This window comes from Amycolatopsis eburnea (assembly GCF_003937945.1).
Lineage (GTDB): Bacteria > Actinomycetota > Actinomycetes > Mycobacteriales > Pseudonocardiaceae > Amycolatopsis > Amycolatopsis eburnea.
The window spans coordinates 19,824-41,285 of the sequence record NZ_RSEC01000059.1 but is presented as its reverse complement, the minus strand read 5'-3'; the positions used below and the strand labels follow the sequence as shown (position 1 = coordinate 41,285).

18 protein-coding genes are annotated in these 21,462 nt (G+C 71.9%); 4 read left to right on the top strand and 14 right to left on the bottom strand.

Annotated elements, in window-relative coordinates; all coding sequences use genetic code 11:
* Positions 1-2 precede the first annotated feature (2 nt).
* From EIY87_RS32210 to EIY87_RS32180, 7 genes are all read right to left on the bottom strand, one after another.
* Positions 3-2,294: a glycosyl hydrolase family 95 catalytic domain-containing protein gene (locus tag EIY87_RS32210; RefSeq protein ID WP_125313685.1), complete on the bottom strand. Its 2,292-nt coding sequence runs from the start codon at positions 2,292-2,294 to the stop codon at positions 3-5.
* A gap of 197 nt (positions 2,295-2,491) precedes the next feature.
* Positions 2,492-3,898, bottom strand: coding sequence for a M1 family metallopeptidase (locus EIY87_RS32205; RefSeq protein WP_125313684.1), 1,407 nt, complete (start codon positions 3,896-3,898; stop codon positions 2,492-2,494).
* 80 nt (positions 3,899-3,978) lie between these two features.
* The gene (locus EIY87_RS32200; RefSeq protein WP_125313683.1) at positions 3,979-7,866 is read right to left on the bottom strand and encodes a Pls/PosA family non-ribosomal peptide synthetase; all 3,888 of its coding nucleotides are present in this window, start codon (positions 7,864-7,866) and stop codon (positions 3,979-3,981) included.
* A 209-nt stretch (positions 7,867-8,075) separates the two neighbouring features.
* Positions 8,076-9,536, bottom strand: a complete 1,461-nt coding sequence (gene der, locus EIY87_RS32195; protein WP_191984354.1) for a ribosome biogenesis GTPase Der — start codon at positions 9,534-9,536, stop codon at positions 8,076-8,078.
* Positions 9,537-9,552: 16 nt separating this feature from the next.
* Positions 9,553-10,212, bottom strand: a complete 660-nt coding sequence (locus EIY87_RS32190; protein WP_191984353.1) for a lysophospholipid acyltransferase family protein — start codon at positions 10,210-10,212, stop codon at positions 9,553-9,555.
* Positions 10,209-10,913, bottom strand: a complete 705-nt coding sequence (cmk, locus tag EIY87_RS32185) for a (d)CMP kinase (protein WP_125314279.1) — start codon at positions 10,911-10,913, stop codon at positions 10,209-10,211. The genes EIY87_RS32190 and cmk overlap by 4 nt, the downstream gene beginning before the upstream one ends.
* Before the next feature lie 92 nt (positions 10,914-11,005).
* On the bottom strand, positions 11,006-11,572 hold the full coding sequence (locus EIY87_RS32180) for a TetR/AcrR family transcriptional regulator (RefSeq protein WP_191984352.1): 567 nt from the start codon (positions 11,570-11,572) through the stop codon (positions 11,006-11,008).
* 91 nt (positions 11,573-11,663) lie between these two features.
* Here EIY87_RS32180 and EIY87_RS32175 point away from each other — a divergent pair, with 91 nt between their 5' ends.
* Genes EIY87_RS32175 through EIY87_RS32165 form a run of 3 tightly spaced genes read left to right on the top strand, consistent with a single transcriptional unit; the run spans position 11,664 to position 13,752 of the window.
* A complete protein-coding gene (locus EIY87_RS32175; protein ID WP_125313681.1) occupies positions 11,664-12,032 on the top strand; it encodes a DUF4267 domain-containing protein in 369 nt (122 codons plus the stop codon).
* A gap of 36 nt (positions 12,033-12,068) precedes the next feature.
* A complete protein-coding gene (locus EIY87_RS32170) occupies positions 12,069-12,551 on the top strand; it encodes a cation:proton antiporter regulatory subunit (protein WP_191984351.1) in 483 nt (160 codons plus the stop codon).
* A 7-nt stretch (positions 12,552-12,558) separates the two neighbouring features.
* Entirely contained in the window at positions 12,559-13,752 is a 1,194-nt protein-coding gene (locus tag EIY87_RS32165; RefSeq protein WP_125313679.1) for a cation:proton antiporter, read from the top strand.
* A gap of 110 nt (positions 13,753-13,862) precedes the next feature.
* On the opposite strand, the gene EIY87_RS32160 is transcribed toward EIY87_RS32165, so the two are convergent.
* The 7 genes from EIY87_RS32160 to xerD all read right to left on the bottom strand — a co-directional run bounded on the left by EIY87_RS32160 (position 13,863) and on the right by xerD (position 20,730).
* Entirely contained in the window at positions 13,863-15,707 is a 1,845-nt protein-coding gene (locus tag EIY87_RS32160; protein ID WP_125313678.1) for a Xaa-Pro dipeptidyl-peptidase, read from the bottom strand.
* Positions 15,708-15,767: 60 nt separating this feature from the next.
* Entirely contained in the window at positions 15,768-16,520 is a 753-nt protein-coding gene (locus tag EIY87_RS32155; protein WP_125313677.1) for a pseudouridine synthase, read from the bottom strand.
* Positions 16,507-17,397: an SMC-Scp complex subunit ScpB gene (gene scpB, locus EIY87_RS32150; RefSeq protein ID WP_125313676.1), complete on the bottom strand. Its 891-nt coding sequence runs from the start codon at positions 17,395-17,397 to the stop codon at positions 16,507-16,509. The genes EIY87_RS32155 and scpB overlap by 14 nt, the downstream gene beginning before the upstream one ends.
* Entirely contained in the window at positions 17,394-18,296 is a 903-nt protein-coding gene (locus EIY87_RS32145; RefSeq protein ID WP_125313675.1) for a segregation and condensation protein A, read from the bottom strand. The genes scpB and EIY87_RS32145 overlap by 4 nt, the downstream gene beginning before the upstream one ends.
* The gene (locus tag EIY87_RS32140; RefSeq protein ID WP_125313674.1) at positions 18,296-18,709 is read right to left on the bottom strand and encodes a cobyrinic acid a,c-diamide synthase; all 414 of its coding nucleotides are present in this window, start codon (positions 18,707-18,709) and stop codon (positions 18,296-18,298) included. Before EIY87_RS32140 ends, EIY87_RS32145 begins: the two co-directional genes overlap by 1 nt.
* Entirely contained in the window at positions 18,706-19,680 is a 975-nt protein-coding gene (locus EIY87_RS32135) for a ParA family protein (protein ID WP_125313673.1), read from the bottom strand. Before EIY87_RS32135 ends, EIY87_RS32140 begins: the two co-directional genes overlap by 4 nt.
* A 147-nt stretch (positions 19,681-19,827) precedes the next feature.
* Positions 19,828-20,730, bottom strand: coding sequence for a site-specific tyrosine recombinase XerD (xerD, locus tag EIY87_RS32130; RefSeq protein ID WP_191984385.1), 903 nt, complete (start codon positions 20,728-20,730; stop codon positions 19,828-19,830).
* A 106-nt stretch (positions 20,731-20,836) separates the two neighbouring features.
* On the opposite strand from xerD, the gene EIY87_RS32125 reads away from it, so the two are divergent.
* Positions 20,837-21,331: a DUF1707 domain-containing protein gene (locus EIY87_RS32125; RefSeq protein WP_125313671.1), complete on the top strand. Its 495-nt coding sequence runs from the start codon at positions 20,837-20,839 to the stop codon at positions 21,329-21,331.
* Positions 21,332-21,462: the final 131 nt, after the last annotated feature.

Below are 21,462 nucleotides of genomic sequence, written 5' to 3'. Positions count from 1 at the left end.
TGTCAGCTCGGCAGGCCCCACGCGGGTGCCGGGCCGAGGGCGGGGACGTCTCGCGGCGCGAAGTCCGGCCGCTTACCCCGGGGCGTGACGACGGCGGTGCCGCCGCGCCGCAGCCCGATCGAGATCCGGCCCGGGCCGGTGGCGCGCCACGGCAGGTGCCTGCCGTGCTCGTCGCGGACGTCGACGTCGCCGGTGATGCCGTGCTGGAGGACCAGGGGTTCCCCGGCTTCGCTGCGCACGCGCACGAACTCTGTGGTGCCACCGCGCCGGGAGGCGTCCACGAGGAACGCGCCCTCCGCGCGCAGCCCCGAGATCGAGGCGTCCCGCCAGGTCGCCGACACCGACGGGAAGACCTTGAGCACACCCCCGGACCCCTGCATCAGCATGTCCACAACGGACTGCGCCGCCGTGATCGGGCTTTCGATGGCGAAGTTCGAACCCTCGCGGTACATCGTGTTCGCGGTCAGCTCGGTGTCGGCCACGATGTTCCGGTCGAGGAAGAACTTCAGGTACCGCAACGCTTCTTCCGGCGAGTCCATCACGGACTTCATCGACGACGCGGCCGCGTAGCTGTAGCCGTGCCACGCGGACTGGTCGGCGGCCCAGTGGTCGAACGTGCGGGTCATGACGTCCCGGTCCGCGGGGTTGTCCCAGACCTTTTCCCGCAGCGGGTACAGCCACAGCAGGTGCGAGAAGTGCCGGTGCGAGGCGGCCAGCGGGACGCCGTCGCCGATGAGCACGCCGTTGACGGGATCTTCGTGGTAGGGCACCAGTTTCGCGCCGATCTCCTGCCAGATCGGCACGCGCGGCTCGTCGAGGCGCAGGATCCGGGCCGTGTCGACGAGGGTGCGGGCGGCCCACCGGATCAGCGACAGGTCGTAGGTGCAGTCCGGGGCATCGGCGTATTCCGGCGACCGGGTCAGCGGCAGGTGCAGGGCGCCGTCGGGACCGGTGACCAGGAAGTGGCGGTAGAAGTTCAGCGCCTTCGCCAGCGTCGGGTACAGGACGTCGCGGAGCACGCGCCGGTCCAGGTGGTGGCGGTAGGCCAGCCAGACGTTGTGCAGGCCCCACAACAGGTTCCCGGTCTGGTCCGTTTTGGACGTCGTCCCGGGGACGCCGACCGAGCGCGTGCCGCCGGGGCGTAGGCGCCAGTCCCCCGGGTGCGAGAGCGCGTAGGTGTCGCCGTCGCGGTACGCGGGCGGCACGGACGCCTCGAGGTTCGCGTGGTCGCGCCGGAAGGTCTCGGTGACGGCGTCGAGTTCCGGGTGGTTGCTGCTGTTGACGATCGGGTAGGTGACCTGGACGTTGAGGTTCCACCAGACCGCGGTCCAGCTGTTGCCGACCTCGGGGAACCACGGGCCCCACTCCGAGACCACGGGCCCCTCCGCCCGCGTGGCGGCCGCGATCTTGTACAGCTGGATCCAGTAGAACCGCTGCACCTGCTTGTCCGGCACCGAAACGAAGCTGCGCCGGTGGTAGTCGTTCCACCAGCGGCGGTGGCGCGCGAGGAGGAAGTCGGGGTTCATCGCCAGCGCGTTCCGGACCGACGCGAGGGCGTCGGCGGTGTGCGTGGTGCCCGGGAAGCTGTAGGCGACCGTCGCGGCGAGGAGCCGGCGCGCCCCGATCGCGCGTTCCCGCCACGCCGTCGTGTACCCGCCCCCGGCGAGCATCGGCTGCGCGCAGTACCCGGCCGCCACCTCGGGCGCGGGGTTCGCGACGTACTCGGGCGGCTTGCGGACGGTCCGGGTCGTCGCCGACTCCAGCGGCTGGAACGCCCACGCCGCACCGGCTTCGCCCGCGCTCGGGGTCATCGAGACGAGCAACACCCCGAGGTCGTTGTGCACGACCGCGGAGAAGGCGATCGAGCCCTGCGTCGTGGTGATGGTGCCGCCCAGCTCGGCGTTGTAGAGGTCGAGCGTCCAGTCGACGGCGGTGATCGCGCCGGCGAAGGTGAGCGTGAGGTAGCCGATCGGCAGCCGGGACAGGCCGATGCCCGCCTCCCACTGGATCCGCTGGTCCTGCACCTGGGTGTGGCTCAGCATCACCTTGAGCACCTGCGGCGTCTGGCCGGCGTAGACCTGCGCGCCGAGGTAGCCGTTGGCCAGGAACGGGCCTTCCCGCCAGTTCTTCGGCAGCCGCTTCCAGATCATCCGCGCGTCCGCGGCGACGTCGCGGTGCGGGTTCGCCGCGGCCAGCGCGGGTGGTGCCGCCCGGGCCCACAACCCACCGAAGGCCGCGGCCCCGGCCGCGACCGAGGCAGCACGGAGCACCGTCCGCCGGGACACTGAGTCCATGAAGCATCCTCCGAATTCATACTACGTTTCGGTGCGTTCAAGCGGCGGCGTGCGGCCATACTTGCAGAGGACGTCCCAAAACGCCAGAGACGTTCACCCGGAAAGCGGCAGAGACATCCGATGAATGCTGACGCCGGGAGGTCGTGAGTGTTTAGTCGGGTTAGAACCCGACCAAACACTCACGAGCGTCAGGCGGGCTAGAGCGGCGGCAGCGCGGTCGAGTCCAGCCAGCGGGTGAAGAACGCGGTCAGCGACCGGCCCGCGTACGCCTCCGCCGTCGTCACGAACTGGCCCGTCGTCACCAGCCTGTGCCGGTGCTCGACCGCCCACGCCTTCAGCAGCGCGAAGAACGCCGGGTCGCCGATCTCCCCGCGCAGCGCGTGGAGGGTCAGGGCGCCGCGCTTGTACACGCGCTCGTCGAACATCCGCGCCACGCCCGGGTCGGCGATGCGGACGTCGGCCGGCTTGGCCTTGACGCGCGTGTACCAGTCCCGGGCCAGCGCCTGCGCCGAAAGCCCGCCGGCCTCCTCCGACCACAGCCACTCGGCGTAGGTCGCGAAGCCCTCGTTCAGCCAGATGTGGCGCCAGTCCGCCACCGTCAGGCTGTTGCCGAACCACTGGTGCGACAGCTCGTGCACGACGAGCCGCTCGTGGGTGCGGCGGCCGTCGACGTGGTTGGCGCCGAAGATCGACATGCCCTGCGCCTCGATCGGGTCGTCGAGGTCGTCGTCGGTGACGACGATGACGTACTCGGGGAACGGGTACGGGCCGAACAGCCGCTGCAGGAACTCCATCATCCGGCCCTGCCTGCCGAAGTCGCGGTCGAACGCCCGGCGCAGCCGCGGCGGCACGGCGGCCCGCTGCGGCACGGAGTCGGCGACCGACTCGACGCGGCCGTGCCCGAAGCCGAGGCTGAGCAGCCGCGCGCCCACGCCGGCGGGCGGCGCCCAGCCGCGGCCGGTCAGCTCGAGGTCGTCGTAGCGGCCGATCTGCACGCTCATCAAGTACGTCGCGGTCGGCTCGGGCCGGTCGAACACCCACTTCGTCGTGCTGGCCGACGTGGACCGCTCGACGAGCGTGCCGGTGACCGCCACCAGGTACGGCGACGCCGTCGTCACGCTCACCCGGTAGGACGCCTTGTCCGACGGGTGGTCGTTGCACGGGAACCAGGACGGCGCGCCGACCGGCTGGCTCGCCACCAGCGCGCCGTCGGTCAGCTCGTCCCAGCCGACGTCACCCCAGCGGCTGCCGACCGGGCGCGGGTTTCCGACGTAGTGCACCTCGACGGTGAACGCGGCACCCACCGCGATCGACTTCGCCGGCTTGACGTGCAGCTTCGCGCCGCGCTTCACGTACTTCGCGGGCTTGCCGTCGACCAGCACGCGGTTGATCCGGAACTCGCCGAAGTCGAAGCTGGCGCGGGACAGCGCCTGCGTCGCCTCGGCGGTGATCACGGCCGAGGCCGACAGCCGGTTCGGCGCGACCTTGTAGTCGAGCGTGAGGTCGTAGTGCCGGACCCGGTAACCGCCGTTGCCGTGGGCCGGGAGGTAGGGATCCCCCGAGGTGTCCGCCCCGGGTGCGGGAGCCGGGGCCTTCGCAATCACCCGTCGCGTGCCTTTCGTCGTGCGTGCTGAAACCAGGCTCGCACGGACGGGTGGATCCGGCGCGCCTGGTCCCGCTTTCGTTACTTACCGACCCACGCGGAGATCGGGTTGCCGAGCCAGCGCGTGTCGGCGGGCACCTCGTCGCCGCGGGTCACCAGCGAGCCCGGGCCGACCGTGGTGCGCGCGCCGATGCCGGCCCCCGGCAGCACGATGCCGTGCGGGCCGAGCGTCGCGCCTTCGCCGAGCGCGACGCTCGACATGCTCATGATCCGGTCGTGGAACAGGTGCGTCTGCACGACGCAACCACGGTTGATCGTCGCGCCGTCGCCCAGCTCGACGAGGTCGGCCTCGGGCAGCCAGTACGTCTCCAGCCACACGCCGCGGCCGATCTTGACGCCCATCGTGCGCAACCACGCGGTCAGCAGCGGGGTGCCGCCGACCGAGCCGATCAGCCACGGCACCGCGAGGGCCTCGACGAAGGTGTCGGCCAGCTCGTTGCGCCAGACGAAGGAGCTCCACAGCGGGTGGTCGATCTCGCGGAACTTGCCGACCAGCAGCCACTTCATGACGGTCGCGGTCAGCGCCGCCACGACCCCGGCGGCCAGCAGCGCGGGCCCGGCCAGCAGCAGCGCCACGCCGAAGCCGTACGCGGAAGCCGCCCACAGCAACCCGAAGGCGACCGAAACGGTCAGCGCGACCCCGCACATCACCGGGATGATCCGGCACAGCTCGACCAGCGCCCGCGCCGCCTTGAGATGCAGCGCCGGGGTGTAGGTACGGCTGGTGTCGGCCTCGCCGATCGCGCGACGCACCGGCAGCGGCGGCATGCCGAGGTACGACGAGCCCTTCTTCGCCTTCAGCGGCGTCGAGGACAGGACGCCGACCAGGCCGCGCTTCGGCACCGAGCGGCCGGGCGCGGTCATCCCCGAGTTGCCGAGGAACGCCTGCTTGCCGATCCGCGCCGGGGCGACGTGCAGCCAGCCGTGGCCCAGCTCATAGGTGGCGACCATGGTGTCGTCGGCGAGGAACGCGCCGCTGTCGACCTTGGTCATCTTCGGCAGCGCCAGGACGGTCGACGCCTCGACGTTGCGGCCCACCTTCGCGCCGAGCAGCCGCAGCCACACCGGCGTGAACAGGCTGGCGTACAGCGGGAACAGGCCTTCGCGGGCCATGCTCATCAGCCGTTCGGTGGCCCAGACCTGCCAGGCGACGCGGCCGTGCACCGGGTGGTAGCCCTCGACCATGCCGATGCTCAGCGCCCGCACGCCGACGAGCACGAGCAGCATGTAGGCGAGGAAGTACGCGGCCGTCGCGGCCGGGACGAAGACCAGCGCGCGGGTGAACGCGTCGAGCAGCGTCGGCGCACCGACGATCGCGTAGCCGAGCACGGCGACCCCGGCCAGCGCGGCGGCACCGGGCAGGAAACCGAGAGCCAGCGACGTCGCGCCGTAGACGGCGGCCCAGAAGTGCGACCGCGGCGGGCGGCTCGACGGCCACTTCAGCGCGTCGCGCTCGTCCTTGGCGACGCGGGCGGCGGGCGAACCGGCCCAGCGCTGCCCGGCCGGGACGGCGCCGCGGACGGTCGAGCCGGCCGCGATCTCCGCGCCCTTGCCGATCCGGACCCCGGGGAACAGCGTGCTGCGCGCGCCGACCCGGGCTTCCGCGCCCACGCGGACCTTGCCGATGTGCACGACGTCGCCGTCGACCCAGTGGCCGGACAGGTCGACCTCGGGCTCGATCGCGGCACCGCGGCCCAGCTTGAGGAAGCCGGTGACCGGCGGCGGCGAGTGCAGGTCGACGTCCTTGCCGATCCGTGCGCCGAGCGCCTTCGCGTACGTCGTCATCCAGGACGCGCCCGCGACGCTGTCCGCGCCGGAGAACTCCGCGAGCTTCTCGGCCGTCCACAGTCGCAAGTGGACACTGCCGCCGCGCGGGTAGGTACCGGGCTGGACCCCCGACAGCAGCACGCGCGCGCCACCGGCGGCGATCGCGATCCGGCCGGCCGGGCTGAACAGCACCACCCAGGCCAGGCCGAGCCACGCCCAGCTCAGCGTCGGCGCCCAGGCGAACCCGAGCAGGGACAGGACGTTCGACAGCGCGGCGGCGAGCGTCGCCCAGCGCAGGCCGACCAGGCCCATCAGCGGAACCGTCAGCAGCGACTGGATGACACCCGCGCGGCGCGGCGTCGGCGCGATCTCGCGGCGCTCGGTGGCGGCGCCGTCCAGCGCGTCCAGCAGCGCGGCCAGCGCGCCCAGCTTGGGGTGGGCGTAGATGTCGGCGACCGACACCTGCGGGTGCCGGGTGCGGATGCGCGCGACCACCTGCGCGGCGGTCAGGCTGCCGCCGCCGTGGGTGAAGAAGTCGGCCTTCGGGTCGTCGACCGACACGCCGAGGATCTCGGCCCAGCCTTCGGCGAGCCACGTCTCGGTCGGCGACAGCCCGGTGGCGTCCACAGTGGACAGCGGCCACGGGAGGGCGTTGCGGTCGACCTTGCCGGACGTGCGGGTCGGCAGGTCGTCGACGACGGCCAGCAGCGGCACCAGCGCGGCGGGCAGGTGCTCGCGCAGCCGGGTCGCGGCTTCGTCCTGGTTGAACGGGACGCCGGCGGCGGGCACGACGTAGCCGACGAGGACCTGGTTGCCGGCCTTGGTGCGGCGGATAGCGGCGGCCGCGCCCTGCACGCCCGGCAGGGCCTGCAGCGCGGCGTCGACCTCGCCCAGCTCGATCCGGCGGCCGCCCAGCTTGACCTGCTCGTCGAGGCGGCCGAGGAACAGCAGGCCTTCCTCTTCGGCGCGGACCATGTCGCCCGAGCGGTAGGCGCGCTGCCAGCCGAGCGACGGCAGCGGCGCGAACTTCTCGGCGTCCTTCTCCGCGTCGAGGTAGCGGGCCAGGCCGACGCCGCCGATGACCAGCTCACCGGTCTCGCCCATCGCGACCGGCTCGCCCTCGTCGTTGACGACGGCGAGCTGCCAGCCGGACAGCGGCAGGCCGATCCGCACCGGGCCCTCGCCGGTCAGCTGCGCGGCGCAGGCGACGACGGTGGCCTCGGTCGGGCCGTAGGTGTTCCAGACTTCGCGGCCTTCGACGGCGACGCGCTCGGCCAGCTCCGGCGGGCACGCTTCGCCGCCGAAGATGAGCAGGCGGACGTCTTCGAGCGCGTCGGCGGGCCACAGCGCGGCCAGCGTCGGCACGGTCGAGACGACGGTGATGCGCTGCGCGACCAGCCACGGGCCCAGGTCGACGCCGGTGCGGACCAGCGCGCGCGGCGCCGGGACCAGGCAGGCGCCGTGGCGCCAGGCCAGCCACATCTCTTCGCAGGAGGCGTCGAAGGCGACGCTCAGCCCGGCCAGGACGCGGTCGCCCGGGCCGATCGGCTCGTCGGTGAGGAACAGCTCGGCCTCGGCGTCGACGAACGCGGCGGCGGAGGCGTGCGTGACCGCGACGCCCTTGGGCTTGCCGGTGGATCCGGAGGTGAAGATGATCCAGGCGTCGTCGGCCGGGCCGGGGACGCCGTCACGGCCGCCGGGCGTCGAGTGGACCTCGATCTTGCCGTCGGTGGCGACGGCGGCGACCTGGGCCTCTTCGAAGACCAGCTCGGCGCGCTCGTCCGGGTCGTCCGCGTCGACCGGCACGTAGGCGGCGCCGACGGACAGGGTGGCGAGGATCGCGACGTACAGCTCGGCGGTGCCGGAGGAGATCCGGATGCCGACGCGGTCGCCGAGGCCGACGCCGTAGCTCTTGAGACGGCGCCCGTAGTCGTCGATCTCCTCCAGGAGCCGCCGGTAGGTCAGGGTGGTGGTGCCGTCGTCGATCGCGGGGGCGCCGGGGTGCAGCTCGGCGGTGGCGGCCAGGACGTCCAGCAGGGTGCGCTCGCTCGCGCCGAGCCCCGACCAGAACAGGGCGCGGTCGGCGACCGGGGCGAGCGTCACTTCGGCCGCGGAACCGGTGGGTTCGATCGTGACGGTCATCGACCGCTCACCTCGGCCGCGACGAAGACGTGCAGGGACAAACCATGGGCGCGCAAGCCCATCACTCACCTTCCGGGAGCCTCAACCGGGCTCGCTCTCCTGGCTGAGGCGCCCGCAACGACCTTTCACCATACCCGTGGATGACGAAAAGGTGTCCACAGGGTCACAAGGGAGTGTCGGACCTCACGCGGGCCCGACACGTGGGGAAATCACCGCGTACGAGCGGCCTTCCCGCCGACCTTCGGCTTCGCCTTCTTCTCCCGCACGCGGACATTCACCCGAACGGGACTGCCGGTGAAGCCGAACTGCTCGCGGAACTTGCGCTCGATGAACCGGCGGTAGCCCGCCTCGAGGAAGCCCGTGGTGAACAGCACCAGCGTCGGCGGCCGGATGCCGGCCTGCGTCGCGAAGAGCACCTTCGGCTGCTTGCCGGAGCGGACCGGCGGCGGGGTGGCCGCGATCAGGTCGGACAGCCACGCGTTGAGCTGGCCGGTCGGCACCCGCTGGTCCCACGACTTCAGCGCGGTCCGCAGCGCCGGCGCCAGCTTGCGCACCGACCGGCCGGTCAGCGCGGAGATGTTGACCTTCTCCGCCCACGGCACGCGCACCAGGCCGCGATCCAGCTCGCGGACCATCGCGTGCCGGCGGTCCTCGTCGACCAGGTCCCACTTGTTGAACGCCAGCACGCAGGCGCGCCCGGCCTCGACGACCATGGTCAGCACCCGCAGGTCCTGCTCCGACAGCGGCTCGGCCGCGTCGAGCAGCACGATCGCGACCTCGGCCGCGTCGATCGCGGTCTTGGTGCGCAGCGAGGCGTAGTACTCGGCGCCGGCGGCGAAGTTGACGCGCTTGCGCAGGCCCGCGGTGTCGACGAACCGCCAGGTCTCGCCGTCCAGCTCGACCAGCGAGTCGACCGGGTCGACGGTGGTGCCGGCGACCGAGTCGACGACCGAGCGCTCCTCGCCCGACAGCTTGTTGAGCAGGCTCGACTTGCCGACGTTCGGCTTGCCGACCAGCGCGACGCGCCGCGGCCCCGACGTCACGGCACCGCCCTCGCGCGGCGATTCGGGCAGGGCCTTGAGGATGGCGTCGAGCAGGTCGCCGGAGCTGCGGCCGTGCAGCGCGCTGACCGGGTGCGGCTCGCCGAGGCCGAGCGACCACAGCGACGCGGTGTCCGCGAGCAGGCGGTCGTCGTCGACCTTGTTCGCGGCCAGCAGCACCGGCTTCTTCGAGCGGCGCAGCACCTTGGAGACGGCTTCGTCGGTGGCGGTGGCGCCGACCGTGGCGTCGATCACCAGCAGCACGGCGTCCGCGGTCTGCATGGCCAGCTCGGCCTGCGCGGCGACGGAGGCCTGCAGCCCGGTCGCGTCCGGCTCCCAGCCGCCCGTGTCGACCAGGGTGAACTTGCGGCCACCCCAGTAGGCGTCGTAGGCGACGCGGTCGCGGGTCACGCCCGGCACGTCCTGCACGACGGCTTCACGGCGGCCGAGGATCCGGTTGACCAGCGTCGACTTGCCCACGTTCGGGCGGCCGACGACGGCGAGCACCGGCTGCGCGAGCGCGGCCTCCTCGGCCAGCTCGGCCGCCTCGATCTGCGCGTCGAGCGCGGCGAACTCGGTCTCGTCCGACCAGGTGCCGTCGATCTCGCCGACGCTGTCCAACTCTTCCATCACTACCCAATTTCCCTTATGGCGAGCCGAATCCGTTTTCGGAACGCCAATCGTCCAAAGTCTTCACGAGCGCCGCGAGCTCGCCGCGGAGCTCTTCGGTGCCCTGGTCGAGCCCGGTCCTCCCGGGTCCGACCTTCGGCGTGAACGGCTCCCCCACGAGGATGTCCACGCGCGGGCGCCAGCGCCGCTTGCCGTCCGCGGGCTTGCGCGTGCCCCGCGTCGCGACCGGGAGCACGGTCGCGCCGGAGGCCCGGACCAGCCAGGCCGCGCCGCGTTCGGCCGCCCCGACGTCGCCGGCACCGCGGGTGCCCTCGGGGAAGATCCCGACGACACCGCCGTCCTTGAGCACGCCGACCGCGGTCATCAGCGGCTTGCGGTCGATCTCGCCGCGCTTGACCGGGATCTGCCCGATGGCCAGCAGGAACTTCCCGACCAGTCCCTTGAACAGCTCGGCCTTGACCAGGAACGCCGAACGCCGCGGCAGCATTCCGAAGATCAGCTGCGGTTCGACCATGGAGCTGTGGTTGGCGATCACGACCACCGGCCCGGTGGCGGGCATGCGCTCGCGGCCGTGCACCCGGATCCGGAAGGCCGACCGCAGATGGTACCGGGCGAAGACCCGCCCGGCGTCGTGGAGTGCGCCGACGGAGCCTTCCGGCAACCCGTCAGCGCTCATCGAGCCACCTCGGCGTCGCACCCCGCCAGCAGCCCACGACGGCTGGCCAGTTCGCTCAAGGCGACGATCACCTGGTCGATCGACAGTTCCGAGGTGTCGACGTGCACGGCGTCCTCGGCCGCGCGCAGCGGCGAGGCGGCGCGGGTCGAGTCGAGGTGGTCGCGGCGCTCGACGCTCGCCAGCGCGTCGGCGACCGACGACGTCCGCCCGGCGGCGGTGTCCTGGGTGCTCCGGCGGGAGGCGCGGACGTCGGCCGACGCGGTCAGGAAGACCTTGAGCGGCGAGTCCGGCACGACGACGGTGCCGATGTCCCGGCCCTCGACGACGATCCCGCCGCGGTGCCCGACGACGTCGCCGATGATCTGCCGCTGCCTGCCGACCAGCAGCTCGCGCACGTGCGGCACGGCGGAGACGGGCGAGACGGCCTTGGTGACCTCGGGCCCCCGGATGTCGGCGGCGACGTCTTCGCCGCCGAGCCGGACCTCGGGCCGCTCGGGACTGGTCCCGATGCTGAAGTCCGCCCGGTCGGCGACCGCGGCGACGGCGGCCGCGTCGGCGGGGTCCACGCCGGCGCGCAGCACGGCGAGGGTGACCATCCGGTACATGGCACCGGTGTCGAGGTAGCCGGCCCCGAGCCGGTCGGCGAGCTTGCGGGCGACGGTGGTCTTCCCGGTCCCGGACGGGCCGTCCAGCGCGACCACACCACGTAGGGCTCCCGTCACCAGCACTCTCCTCGCGTTCTCGCACTCGATCGGTTCCGGTGCCCATTCTGCCGGTCGGGTCGCGGCGGAGATCAGTCGCCCCGCGCCCCGAAGCGCGCGACCACCAGCGCGAGGCGCTCGTCGTGGTGCGCCGGGGACAGCCGGTGGCCGCGGTCCAGCGTGACGAGGCCGTGCAGCGTGCTCCAGAACACCTCGGTCAGCGCGCCCGCCTCCGGCTCGGCCGCCACCGGCTCGATCACCGCGAGCAGCTCGGCGAAGCACGCCTTCATCACCTCCGGCGTCTCGTCCTTGGCGAAGGGCAGCTCCGAAGCCAGCGTGAACATCGCGTCGTACAACGCGGGCTTGTCCTCGGCGAACGCGACGTACGTCCTCGCGACCCCGGCGACACCGCCGTCCCGCCCGGCCGCGAGCGCCGTGGCCAGCTCGGCGAACCCCTCCAGGGCGGCCGCCGCCATGATCGCGTCCTTGCCGCCGGGGAAGTGGCTGTAGAGCACCGGCTGGCTGTACTCGATCAGCGCCGCGAGCCGCCGGGTGGTGACCGCGTCCCAGCCCTCCGCTTCGGCCAGCTCCCTGGCCGCGGTGACGATCCGCCGCCCGCGCTCGGTCCGGTCGCGCACACGCCGTTGTCGCTGGGTCATGGCCGAGATGCTAGCACCGCTAGACAAACTAGCGCCGCTAAGTTAGCGTTGCTAGCAATCCTAGCGATGCTAGAAAACTGGAGGGAACACCATGGTGATCACCGGCTACGTCCTCGTCGCGATCGTCTCGCTCGGCATCATCTACGTCGGCCTGAACTACCTCTTCGCACCGGCGAAGATCGCCCCGGGCTTCGGCTTCCGCGAGGTCCCCGAGAACGCCGAAACGTTCTTCAACGTCAAGGGCGGCCGCGACATCGGCGCCGGTCTCGTCCCGCTGGCCCTGGTGCTCTACGGCGACCCGCACGCGCTGGGCTGGGTCTTCCTCACCGCGGCCGTCTGGCCGGTCTTCGACATGCTGATCGTCCTGCGCCACCGGGGGAAGAAGGGCGTCGCCTTCGGGGTCCACGGCCTGACCGCCGCCGTGATGGTGGTCGCGGCCCTGCTCCTCCTGCTCGGCTGAACGTCGCGAATCGGACACGTGGGTTACGGTGGTTGGGTGAACGTCGAAGTAACCCCTCTTCCCGGCATCGGGGTCCGCAAGGACTTCAGCACCCGTACCGGCCGCCGCATCGGCGTCGTGTCGCAGCGGGACGGGCACACCGAGCTGATCGTGTCCAAGTCGGACGACCCGGACGCCTGCGCCGCCTCGATCCCGCTGACCGCGGACGAGGCGGGCACGCTGGCCAACCTCCTCGGCGCGCCGCAGCTGGTCGCGCAGCTCACCGAGGAGCACCAGGACCTGCCGGGCATCAGCACCAAGCAGCTGCCGATCAAGCCGTCCGGCCCGTTCGACGGCCGCACGCTCGGCGACACGGCGATGCGCACGCGCACCGGGGTCTCGGTGGTCGCGGTCGCGCGGGCCGGCCAGGTGCACCCCTCGCCGGCGCCGGACTTCGCGCTGACCGGCGGCGACCTGCTGGTCGCGGTCGGCACGAGCGAGGGTCTCGAAGCCGCCGCCAAGATCCTCAAGTACGGCTGAGCGGCCGATGGACCACACCGCGCTGTCCCTGATCGAACTGGGGGCGGTCTTCTTCGTGCTGGGCGCGCTCGGGCGCCTGGCCGGGAAGATCGGCCTCTCCCCCATCCCGCTCTACCTGCTCGGCGGCCTCTGCTTCGGCTCCGGCGGGCTGATCCCGCTGACCGACATCGGCGGCTTCACCCACCTGGCCAGCGAGATCGGCGTCGTGCTGCTGCTGTTGCTGCTGGGCCTGGAGTACTCCGCGGCCGAGCTGTTCACCGGCCTGCGCCGCTCCTGGACCGCGGGCCTGCTCGACATCGTCCTCAACGCCGCCCCGGGCGCGGCGGTGGCGCTGCTGCTGGGCTGGGGCCCGGTCGGCGCGATGGTGATGGCGGGCGTCACGTACATCTCGTCGTCCGGCATCGTCGCCAAGGTGCTCGGCGACCTCGGCCGGCTCGGCAACCGCGAAACCCCGGTGGTGCTGTCGATCCTCGTGTTCGAGGACCTGGTGATGGCGCTCTACCTGCCGATCCTGACCGCGGTTCTCGGCGGCGTCAGCCTCCTCGGCGGCATGGAGGCCGTCGGGATCTCGCTGCTGGTGATCACCGTGGTGCTGGTGATCGCGCTGAAGTTCGGCCGCTACGTCTCGGCCGCCGTCGACAGCCCCGACCGCGAGGTGTTCCTGCTCAAGGTCCTCGGCGCGGCCCTGCTGGTGGCGGGCATCGCGTCGGCGATGCAGGTCTCGGCCGCGGTCGGCGCGTTCCTGCTCGGCATCGCGATCTCGGGCTCGACGGCGGAGAACGCGACGCACCTGCTGGAGCCGTTGCGGGATCTGTTCGCGGCGGTGTTCTTCGTGGTGTTCGGCCTCAACACGAACCCGGCGTCCATCCCGCCGGTCCTCGGCTGGGCGGTGGTGCTGGCGGTGGTGACGACGCTGACGAAGGTCGGCACCGGCTGGTGGGCCGCGCGCCGCCAGGGCATCGGGAAGATGGGCCGCGCCCGCGCGGGAGCCGCGTTGGTGGCGAGAGGCGAGTTCTCGATCGTCATCGCGGGCCTGGCGGTGACGGCGGGCGCGGTCGAGGGCGAACTGGCGGCGCTGGCGACGGCGTACGTTCTGCTGATGGCGATCCTCGGCCCGACGGCCGCACGGGTCGTCGAGCCGATCGCCCGTGCCCTGCAACGCAAATCGGCCGCGAAGACCGCGCCGGCCGAGGCCAGCTAGCCCCCCCCCCCGGTCCTGAGCCGCCCCAAGGTGGCCTTCGGTGCGTCAGACGCACCCAAGGCGGCCTTGGGTGCGTGTGACGCAACCAAGGCCGCCTTGGGTCGCTCGGGCTACCGCAGGTCCGCCCGGCCCGCCGACGGCACGTGCTCGCCACCGGCCGGGGCCGGGTGCGTCGTCGCCGCCGGGACGGCACCGGCCACCGGGACCGACGCCGACGTGCGCGCCAGGTCCAGCGTCACCCGGCCCGGCTGGGCGGGGCCGCGGATGAAGCTGCCGTCCGTGCCGCCGATGATCAGCGCCAGTGCGTGCCCGCGCGGCACGACGTGGTCGGTCGAGGCCAGCCGGAACGTCATCGAGTACGCCGTCCCGGGCGTCAGCGGGCGTTCCTGGGACAGCGACGCGTAGTTCGCGAGGTCCGCCCAGCCCCGGCTGAGAATCGTGTAACTCACCTTCTTCACGTCCGCCGACGCGATCCGGTAGCAGGCGTCGTCCCCGGCCGTCGACGATCCCCAGCAGTTCTCCGCCGTCCCGGTCTTGATCCCCTCGCCGCTGCCGGCGAAGTTGCGGATCGTCGCCGGGCCGAGGTCCACCAGCAGCGCCGAAAGCCGCGCCGACGACGTGCTCGGCGTCGCCGTCACGGTGAGCGTCGTGGTCCCGGACACCTGGACGTCGGCCGCCAGCGCCCCGGTCGAGTAGGTGAGCGCGGCGCTGCCCGGGTTCGTCACCCAGGTGTCCTCGCCCAGGCTCGGGTTGTCGGTGAAGGACGCGGTGCCGGACGACGGCGAAGTGCCCAGTGTGCCGGACGCCCCCGGCCGCAACGTCGTCGCGACGGCGTTCGCAGCCGGGTAGGCGCTCTGGTCCACCCACTGGTCCGGCTGGCGCTCGACGCTCGCCTGCGGCCCGTTCTGGACGCCGTTGTCGACGCCGAGCAGGTAGTGGTCGAACCACCGGTGCAGCAGGTCGACCCAGTCCGCGCGCCGGTAGTCGAACGGGTCGACGTGCCCGGTCTGCGACAGCCAGATCTTCTTCTCGACGTTCAGCCCGCGCCACCACTGTCCGAAGTGGATGGTCTTGACGTTGAGGTCGTTGACGCCGTGGGAAAGCAGCACGCTGGCGCGCACGTTGCCCGCGTTCCGGACGTAGTCCCGGTCGGCCCACAGCGGCCCGTAGTCGCCGTTCGCCGTCGCACCCTGGGTGAGGACCTGGTTCTGGGCCGAGCAGTTCTGCCCGGAGTTGCGGGCTTCGACGGTCTGCGCGAGCCCCGCCGGGTTGAACCCGAAGGTGGCGCCGTCGGAGCGGTAGTAGTCGTACCAGGAGCTGATCGCGGAAATCGGCACGATGGTCTTGAGCCCGGCGACACCGGTCGCCGCGACGCCGTTGGCGATCGTCCCGTCGTAGGACTTCCCGATCATCCCGACGTTCCCGGTGCTCCAGGCCGCCGTCACGGCGCTGCCGCCGGTCTTCGCGCTGTAGCCGGTGGCGCGGCCGTTCAGCCAGTCGACGACCTTGCGCGCCGAGTCGACGTCCGACGCGCCGCCGACGTCCGCGCAGCCCGCCGAGCGGTTGGTGCCGGCCAGGTCGACGAGCACCACCGCGTAGCCGCGCGGCACGAAGTAGTTGTCGTAGAACAGCGGGAACTTCACCGGTTTGCCGGCGCCGTCGTAGGTCTTGAGCTCGCTCTCGTTGCCGCGCCCGCAGCAGGAGTAGTACGGGCTGGCGTCCATGATCACCGGCACTCGCGACGCGGTTTCGCTCGGCCGGACGATGTCGGCGGCGACGCGGTCGGGCTTGCCGTCGCCGTCCCCGTCGTGGCCGATGTCGACCCAGACGGTTTCGCGGATCGCTTTCGCGTAGTCGTAGACCGGTTCACTGCCCCGGGGCGCCGCGGCGTGCGCCGCCCCGGGCGTGAACGTCGAAAAGAGGATGAGCGCGAGCAGTACCAGACCGGTTCGCATGCGACCACGCTGGCAGCCGCGGGCGCGCTCGCGCCACGGCGGAAAGTCGGGACTGTGGCGTCAGAGCTCGACGTTCCGGTAGAGCGCGCCGACCTCGCCCTTCGTCAGCCGCCGGATCGAGCCGACGCGCTGGTTGCCGAGCTGGACGTCGCCGACCGCGGTCCGGACCAGCTTGAGCACCGGGTGGCCGGTGTCCTTGAGCAGGCGGCGCACGATGTGCTTCTTGCCCTCGTGGATCACGAGCTCGACCAGCGACTTGCCGGAGTGCATGTCCTTCACCCGGAACTGGTCGACCTTGACGATGCCGTCCGGCAGCTCCCAGCCGGCGCGCAGCTCCTTGCCGAGCCCCCGCGGGACCAGGCCGTCGACCTCGGCGAGGTAGGTCTTGAGCACCCGGTAGGACGGGTGCATCAGCCGGTGCCCGAGGTCGCCGTCGTTGGTCAGCAGCAGCAGGCCCTCGGTGTTCTCGTCGAGCCGGCCGACGTGCACGACACCGGGCGTCTCCTCGTACCGGCCGGCCAGGTAGTCGCCGACGCACGGGCGGCCGCGGTCGTCCGACATCGTCGAGTGCACGCCCTTGGGCTTGTTCAGGGCGAGGTAGATCAGGTCGTCGCGCAGGTTCACCCGGGTGCCGTCGACGTGGATGACCGCCTCGTCCGGGTGCACCCGGCGGCCCAGCTCGGTGACGATCTCGCCGTCGACCTCGACCCGGCCGGCGACGATGAGGTCTTCCGCCGCGCGCCGGGAGGCGACCCCGGCCTGCGACAGCACCTTCTGCAGGCGGATGCCGTCGGGGTGCTCACTGGATGTCATCGATGGTGTCCACTTCGGGTAGCAGCGGAGCGATCGGGGGCAGGTCGTTCAGTGACGACAGCCCCAGTCGCTCCAGGAACAGCTCGGTCGTCACGTACAGCGTGCCGGTCGTGTCGGGGTCGGTCCCCATCTCTTCGATGAGGCCGCGCGCGAGCAGCGTCCGGATCACACCGTCCACGTTCACGCCGCGCACCGCGGCGACCCGCGCACGGGTCACCGGCTGCCGGTACGCGATCACGGCGAGGCTCTCGAGCGCGGCCCGGGTCAGCTTCGACCGCTGGCCGTCCAGCAGGAGCTTCTCCACGAACGGGGCATAGACGTCCCTAGTGTAGAACCGCCACCCTTCGCCGACCCGCCGCAGGTCGATCCCGGACGTCCGGTCGGTGAACTTCTGCGCCATGGTGCGCAGCGCGACGACGATCCGGGCCTTGGGCTGCTCGAGGGTTTCGGCGAGCAGCTCCTCGCTGGCCGGCGAGTCGACGACGAGCAGCAGCGACTCGAGCGCCGCTTCGAGCGCTTCGTCGGAGGTGACGTCGGGCAGCAGGCTGATGTCCCCGCTGGCAACGAGATCCGACTCAGGATCATCAGCCCCCGCCTCCCTCTCGCCCGCGTCGCTTTCACGTGAAAGCTCCGCCTCGGACTCGGGCTCGTCGGACGCCTCAGCCGGGGCTTCGGCGGCCGAAGCCTCTTCGGCGGCCGTTTCGCCCGCCTTAGACGCGTCGCTTTCACGTGAAAGCTCCGCCTCGGTCACGGGCTCGACCGGGTCTCCGTCTTCGGTCACCGGCTCGCCGGACAGGGCCTCGTCCAGTGCCAGCTCCGCCGCGGCCTCCCCCGGCGGCACCGGCGCTTCGGCTGCTTCGTCGTTCTCGGGGTTCACCCGTACTCCTCTTCGTCTCCGGCGGCGCGGTCCAGCTCGGCCGCCGCGGAGGCTTCTTCCTTCGAGCCGCCCGTCCAGCGGACGTGCAGTTCCGCCAGCGCCTCGCTCTGCTCGAACTGGACCGACGACTCGCGGTAGAGCTCCAGCAGCGCCAGGAAGCGCGCGACGACCTCCACCGTGTGCTCGCAGTCGTCGACCAGCTCGCCGAACGTCGCCTGGCCGCGCTCGGCCAGCATGATCCGCAGGATGCCCGCGTGCTCGCGCACCGAGATGCGGCCCATGTGGATGTGCGCGATCGACACCGTCGGCGGCGGCTTCGGCCGGAACACCGCCACCGCGATCTCCGCGAACTTCTGCGGCGTGACGCCCAGCATCACCTCGGGCAGCAGCCCGACGAACCGCTCCTCCAGCGCCACCGACCGCGGGTACCGCCGCAGCGCGCCCTGTTCCAGCTCGCCGAACAGCGCCGCCACCTGCTTGTACGCCCGGTACTGCAGCACGCGCGCGAAGAGCAGGTCGCGGGCTTCCAGCAGCGCCAGGTCGTCTTCGCTCTCGACCTCGGCCGCGGGCAGCAGGCGCGCCGCTTTCAGGTCGAGGAGCGTGGCCGCGATGACCAGGAACTCCGTCGTCTCGTCGAGGTTCCACTCGGTGCCCAGCGCGCGCGTGTACGCGATGAAGTCGTCGGTGACCCGGTGCAGCGCCACCTCGGTGACGTCGAGCTGGTGCTGCGAGATGAGCTGCAGCAGCAGGTCGAACGGCCCTTCGAAGTTGGCCAGCCGCACCTTGAACTTCGACGTGCTCAGTTCTTCGGTGTTGACGCCTTCGGGGATCATCCCGCCGTGCACCGTCTGGTGCTCTTCGGGGACCTGTTCCTCCGGAGCCGGTGCCGGCTCGTCCATCAGCCCTCGGTTTCGCCGCCGTCTGAGCCGACCACGCGCAGCCGCTGCACCAGCACCGAGTCCTCGCCGTTGGCGTCGAAGTCGGCCAGCAGCACCGCGACCGCCTCGCGGACCAGCCGGCCGCGGTCGACGACCAGCTCGTGCTTGGCGCGCAGCGTCAGCCGGGCCTGTTCCATGGCCACGAGCTCGTCGCCGGAGACGTAGACGGTGATCTTCGCGTCGTGCTTGGTCCGGCCGGACCCGTGCGGGGCCGCGCTGCGGGCCAGCTGCTCCGCCCGGCCGTTGCCCGCGGGCTTGGCCTTCTCGACGGGCTCGGCGGGCGCGGGCGGTGCCTTCGGCGGGAGGTCGAGGGCGGGGCTGGAGGTGATCCTGAAGAGTTCCGACGCTCCGGGCAGGGAAGCGCGCCTGCTCACCGAGCGATCACCTCGCGGGCCAGCTGGCGGTACGCCGCCGCGCCTGCCGACTTGGGCGCCCAGGTCGTGATCGGCTCACCCGCGACCGTCGTCTCGGGGAACCGCACGGTGCGGTTGATGACCGTGTCGAACACGGTCTCGCCGAATGCCTCCACCACGCGAGCCATGACCTCCTTCGAATGCAGGGTTCTCGGGTCGTACATGGTGGCGAGAATCCCGACTATGTCCAGTTTGGGGTTGAGGCGTTCCTGGACCTTCTCGATGGTGTCGATCAGGAGGGCGACGCCTCGCAGACTGAAGAACTCGCACTCCAGCGGGATGATCACGCCGTCCGCGGCGGTCAGCGCGTTCACCGTGAGCAGGCCGAGCGAGGGCTGGCAGTCCACAAGAACATAGTCGTAGTCGTTCATGACCGGACGAAGGACCCGTAACAACGTGTGCTCGCGCCCTACCTCAGCGACGAGCTGGACCTCCGCCGCGGACAGGTCGATGTTGCTCGGCAGCAGGTCAACGCCGTCCACGCGGGTTTTCATGAGCACGTCGGTGGCGCTGACCGACCGCTCCATGATCGCGTTGTAGACCGTGTGGTCCAGTTCGTGCGGCTGGATGCCGAGGCCGACGGCGAGGGCGCCCTGCGGATCGAAGTCGACGAGCAGCACCTTGCGGCCGTACTCGGCGAGGGCGGCGCCCAGGTTGATGGTCGACGTCGTCTTGCCGACGCCGCCCTTCTGGTTGCACATCGCCATGATCTTGGCCGGGCCGTGCTTCTCCAGCGGCGCGGGATCGGGGTGCTCGCGGATCGGGCGGCCGGTCGGCCCGATGCCCTCGAGCTTGACCTTCTTGCCGTTGCGCTCCTGCTGCGTTTCGTCGCCTTCGTGGATCGCGGGCGTGGCGATGGTGACCTGGCTGAGGTTCGCCGCCGCCGACCCGGCGGACTCGGCCGAAGGGGCCGGCTGGTTCGGTGTCGACATGGCGCGAAAGCTCCTTGTTCGTCAGCGTCCGCCGCAGCCTATGCGCGGAGTCGGAGCCCCGGCAAAGCAACGCGCCGGACCCGAGGGGGCAATGTCACTCGACCGTCGGTCCAGCGTACGAAGGCCCTTCACGCTCTATAGGGCCGTCTAGCCCAGCGCCCGCGGGTGCGCCGTGGCGTACACCTCGCGCAGGGTGTTGACCGTGACCAGCGTGTACACCTGCGTCGTCGTCACCGAGGCGTGGCCAAGCAGTTCCTGCACGACCCGGACGTCGGCGCCGCCTTCGAGCAGGTGCGTGGCGAAGGAGTGGCGCAGCGTGTGCGGTGAGACGGCGGCCACGATCCCCGCGCGGCCGGCGGTGTCCTTGAGCACCTGCCACGCGCTCTGCCGCGACAGGCGGCTGCCGCGTGCGTTGAGGAACAGCGCCGCGGTGCCCCGGCCGTGCGCGGCGAGCGCCGGCCGCGCGCGGACGGTGTAGGCGTGCAGCGCGGCGAGCGCGGGCCGCCCGATCGGGACCAGCCGCTGCTTGCCGCCCTTGCCGTCGAGCAGCACCGTGCGCTCGGCGTCGTCGACGTCGTCGAGGTCCAGCCCGACCGCCTCGGAGATCCGGGCCCCGGTGGAGTAGAGCAGCTCGAGCAGCGCCCGGTCGCGCAGCGGGCGCTCGCCGTCCGGCGGCGGGGTCTCCAGCAGCCGGAGCACGTCGTCGACCGGCAGGGCCTTGGGCAGCCGCTTCGCGGGCGTCGGCGGGCGGACCTCGCGGGCCGGGTTGTGCTCGGTGAAGCCCTCGGCGTGGGCGAACTTGTGCAGTCCCCGCACGGCGACCAGCGCACGGGCGGCCGACGAAGCGGCGAGCGGCTTGTGCTCGCCGTCGCCCTCCCGCAGGGCCGCCCCGAAGCCCGTGACGTGCGCGGACGTGACGTCGGCGATCTTGGCGACGCCCGCGCCGTCCAGGTACGCGGCGTACCGGCGCAGGTCACGGGCGTAGCTGTCCAGGGTGTTGCGCGCGGTCCCGCGTTCGACGACCAGGTGGTCGAGGTACGCGGCGATCACGTCGGCCGTGCTACCCGCGGCTGCCACGCCGGTCACCTTAGGCCGCCCGGGGCTCGTGACCCGGCAGAAACCCCGTTCTCGGCTTCGCGCGGTTACCTTGGATTCCATGGAGTCGGACGCGCTCCGCATCGGCACCGCCGAGCGAGAGGAAGCGGCGAGGCTGCTCGCCGACCACTTCGGCATGGGCCGCATCACGCCGGACGAGTACGAGACCCGGGTGACCGACGCCTACGCGGCGGCCACGCTCGGCGACCTCCGGCCGCTGTTCCGCGACCTGCCACCGCCCCACCCCGGCTTCTTCGGCCCGCCGCCGTCGCCCATGCCGGCCTATGCGCCGCCACCGCCGGTCCCCGTGCCGATGCCGTACGCGCAGTACCCGGTGCCGTACTCCTACCGCTCGAAGACGGTGGCCGGGGTGCTGCAGATCGTCCTGCCGTTCGGCGTCGGCCGGTTCTACACCGGCCAGATCGGGCTGGGCGTGCTGCAGCTGTTCGTCTGCATGATCACCTTCGGCTTCGGCGCGCTCTGGCCGATCATCGACGGCATCGTGCTGCTGGCCAACGGCGGCCGCGACGCACAGGGCCGCCCCCTGCGCCCGTAGCCCCGCCGCGCCGCGTGGTCTGCCCGGTGCCGCGGGGATGTCATGAAAGGGTCGTTCATGTCGTCTGGCGACAGGGCCCCGGCAAAGTCGCGGCGGCTTGCCCGGCGGCGGCTGCGCCGACGTCTTGAATG